A 3719-nucleotide genomic window follows, 5' to 3' on the forward strand; every position below is an offset into this window, starting at 1 on the left:
CTCTTCCGACCTCGAGCCCCACGACCGCGCGCCGCGCGGCACCCGGGGGCAGGCGGCGCCACGCCAGCGCGGCGGCGCCGAGGGCCGCGGCCAAAGCGAGCGTGGCAAGCAGCCTATGATTGAACTGCACCGCCGCGATGTTGGCGGTGAGGTTCTTCCAGGTCGGGGAGAGGTCGAGATAGCCCTCGGGCACGAGCCGTCCGTCCATGAGCGGGAAGGTATTGTAGGCGAAGCCCGCCCGGATGCCTGCCACGAATCCGCCGGCGAGCATCGCCAGCACTGCAAAGCCCGCCGCGATGTGGACGGCGCGCCGCAGGCTGGCCGGCGCGGCCGGCCCCTCGGGCCGCGGGCGCAGCAGCGTCAGTGCCGTCCAGACCAGCAGGCCGAACAGCACGAAGGCCATGCCGAGATGGATCACGAGGCGATAGGGGGAGACCTCGGTCCGGCCCGCATCGAAGCCCGAGGCGACCATGAACCAGCCGATCGCGCCCTGCAGCCCGCCCAGCGCCAGCAGCAGCAGCAGCCGCGGCTTGAGCCCTGCCGGGATGCGCCCGCGCAGCCAGAACCATGCGAGCCCCGCCACATAGGCAAGGCCGATCAGCCGACCCCAGAAGCGGTGGATCCATTCGAGCCAGAAGATCTCCTTGAACCCGTCCATCCCGAAGCCCTGGTTCTGCAGCTGGTACTGCGGGATGGTGCGGTACAGGTTGTAGAGGCGCTGCCATTCGGCATCGGTCAGAGGCGGCAGGATGCCCGCGATCGGCGCCCATTCCATGATCGACAGGCCCGAGCCGGTCAGCCGTGTGGCGCCGCCGATCGCGACCATGATCCAGACGAGCCCCGCGACGGCGAGAAGCCAGCGCGCGACGGCGCGCGCATCATCGGTGGAACGCGCCGATGGCGGGACGGCGAGGGTGCGGGAGTCGAACGGCATGGGCCCGATATAGGCGGCACATGCCGGACGCGCACGGGGGGGCCTCTGCTTGCCGGCCCCGGGCCGGGCTGCTACCGCGCGCCACATGCCTTCCGCCCCCCGCGCCGGGGCCGGCCCCGACGCTGCGGCGCCGGACCTGCCCGCGCCGATCGTCTCCGTCGTCGTCCCCGTCCGCAACGAGGCCCCGAACATCGGCCCGCTGGTGGACGAGATCGAGGCCGCGCTCGGCGCCGTGCCGCACGAGATCGTCTATGTCGACGACGGCTCGACCGACGGGACGGGGGATGCGCTGGCCGCCGCGCGGGCCGCCGGCGCGCCGCTGCGCTGGCTGCGCCACCGCGCATCCTGCGGCCAGTCGGCCGCCGTGATCACCGGGGTGAAGGCGGCCCGCGGCCGCTGGATCGCCACGCTGGACGGGGATGGGCAGAACGACCCGGCCGACATCCCGCGCCTGCTCGCCCGCGCCGAGGCCGAGGCCGCCGCGGGCCGCCGCACCCTGGTCGCCGGCCATCGGGTGAACCGCAAGGACAGCGGGGTGAAGCGGTATACCAGCCGCATCGCCAACGCGATCCGGTCCCGCCTGCTGCGGGATGCGACGCCGGATACGGGCTGCGGGCTGAAGGTCTTCCCGCGCGACCTCTTTCTCGAACTTCCACATTTCGACCACATGCACCGCTTTCTGCCGGCGCTGACGCTGCGCCAGGGCGGGCATGTCGTGAGCGAGCCGGTGAACCACCGCCCGCGCGTGCGCGGCGTGTCCAACTACGGCACACTCGACCGGCTGCTGGTCAGCATCTTCGACCTGGTTGGCATGGCCTGGCTGCAGCGGCGCGGCCGGCGGCCCGAGATCGAGCGCGACGCGGCACCATGAGCGGCGCGGCCGCCACGCGCCGGCGCGCTTCCATCCTGAAGCTCGTCATGCTCGCGGCGGGGCTGGCGGCGGCGGGGCTGCTGCTGCGCTCGGTCGGCTTCGCCCCCGGCACCGAATGGGTCGACCAATGGGTGCTCGGGCAGGGGCTGCTGGGGGATCTGGTGTTCGTCGCGATCGGGGCGGCGGCGACGGCGGCGGGCGCGCCGCGGCAGGGGGTCGCCTTCCTCGGCGGCTACGCCTTCGGGGCGCTGGAGGGGACGCTGCTGTCGCTCGCCGCCCAGGTGGTCGGCTGCGCGGCCTCCTATGGCTGGGCGCGCGCGGTCGGGCGCGGCTGGGCGGAGCGGCGGCTGGCCGGGCGCTTCGGGCACCGGCTGCGGCCGTTGCGGGACGTGCTGGTGGGCAGCCCCTTCGGCGCGACGCTGGCGCTGCGGCTGCTGCCGGTGGGCAACAACCTGGCGCTGAACCTCCTGGCGGGGATGGCGGCGATCAGCCTGGTGCCGTTCCTGGCGGCCTCGGCGATCGGCTACCTGCCGCAGACGCTCGTCTTCGCGCTGCTCGGCAAGGGCATCCGCGTGGACGGCGCCTGGCAGGTGGCGCTGGCCGTGGGGTTGTTCGTGGTCTCGGCGGCGATCGGCTTCGCGCTGCTGCGCCGGCACCGGGCAGGGCGGGCGCTGGACGAGGACGGCTGAGGACCGCGCCGCGCGGATTGCGCTGGATCATGGACGCAACCGGGCGTCCGGGGGACGAGACGCCATGGAAACGGATGTCGCCATCATCGGGGCAGGGCCCGCGGGACTCGCGCTGGCCTGCGCGCTGGAGGGCTCGGGCCTCTCGATCACGCTGTTCGAGCGCGCGCCGGAGCAGGCGCTGGCGGAGCCCGCCTTCGACGGGCGGGAGATCGCGCTGACCCAGCGCTCGCAGGCCATCCTGCGTTCGCTCGGCGCCTTGGGGCGCATCCCGGCCGCCGAGACGGCGCCGCTGCGCGAGGCGAAGGTCGTCAACGGAACATCCCCCCTCGCGCTGCGCTTCGCGCCGCGTGAGGCGGCGGAACCCCTCGGGCGGCTGGTGCCCAACCACCTGATCCGCCGCGCGCTGTTCCAGACGGCGGCCACCGGCCGGTCGCGGTTGGTCGCCGGGCGGGCGGTGGAGGGGCTCGCGCTCTCGCCCCAGGGTGCGAGCCTGCGGCTCGATGGCGGGGAGGAGGTGGCCGCACGGCTGTTGGTCGCGGCGGATTCCCGCTTTTCCGAGGCGCGGCGGCGGGCGGGGATCGGCGCCGCGATGGTCGATTTCGGCAAGACCATGATCGTCGCGCGGGTCGCGCACGACCTGCCGCATGGCGGCGTCGCGACCGAATGGTTCGCCCATGGCCAGACGATCGCGATCCTGCCGCTGGCGGGCGACATCGCCTCGGTGGTGCTGACGGTGGCGCCCGCGACCGCCAGGCGCCTGATGGCGATGGCGCCGGAGGGCTTCGGTGCCGAGGTCACGCGACGCTACGGGCGGCGGCTGGGGGAGATGCGGCTGGTGGGCACGCGGCACGCCTATCCGCTGGTCGCGACCTATGCGCATCGCTTCGTCGCGGCGCGCTTCGCGCTGGCGGGCGATGCCGCGGTCGGGATGCATCCGGTGACGGCGCATGGGTTCAATTTCGGCCTGTCGGGGGCCGAGGCGCTGGCCGCGCAGGTCCGTGGCGGCGCGGATCCGGGCGATGCCGGGGCGCTCGCGCGCTATGCCGCGGCGCATCGGCGGGCGACGCTGCCGATGTTCCTCGCGACCAACGCCGTGGCGCGGCTCTACACGGATGACCGCGCGCCGGCGCGGCTCGCGCGCGCGGCGCTGATCGGCGCGGGGGCGGCGCTCGGCCCGGTGCGACGGGCGATCGTGGCGCGGTTGATGGATGCCCCGCCGACCGCG

Annotated in this window: 4 protein-coding genes; 3 read left to right on the top strand and 1 reads right to left on the bottom strand. The window is 74.4% G+C overall.

Features of this window, described 5'->3' with window-relative positions:
* Positions 1–934: COX15/CtaA family protein (locus tag HW577_RS22440; RefSeq protein ID WP_198378339.1), on the bottom strand; the 934-nt coding region annotated here is incomplete at its 3' end.
* 85 nt (positions 935–1019) lie between these two features.
* Here HW577_RS22440 and HW577_RS22445 point away from each other — a divergent pair.
* From HW577_RS22445 to ubiM, 3 genes are all read left to right on the top strand, one after another.
* The gene (locus HW577_RS22445) at positions 1020–1805 is read left to right on the top strand and encodes a glycosyltransferase family 2 protein (RefSeq protein ID WP_198378340.1); all 786 of its coding nucleotides are present in this window, start codon (positions 1020–1022) and stop codon (positions 1803–1805) included.
* Positions 1802–2494 carry a TVP38/TMEM64 family protein gene (locus tag HW577_RS22450; protein WP_198378341.1) on the top strand — a complete coding sequence of 231 codons (693 nt, stop codon included), beginning with the start codon at positions 1802–1804 and terminating at the stop codon, positions 2492–2494. Before HW577_RS22445 ends, HW577_RS22450 begins: the two co-directional genes overlap by 4 nt.
* 64 nt (positions 2495–2558) lie before the next feature.
* Positions 2559–3719, top strand: a 1161-nt coding sequence (gene ubiM, locus HW577_RS22455; protein WP_198378342.1) for a 5-demethoxyubiquinol-8 5-hydroxylase UbiM, incomplete at its 3' end; no start/stop codon positions are given.

This window comes from Neoroseomonas rubea, from assembly GCF_016106015.1.
In the GTDB taxonomy this organism is placed as follows: Bacteria; Pseudomonadota; Alphaproteobacteria; order Acetobacterales; family Acetobacteraceae; genus Neoroseomonas; species Neoroseomonas rubea.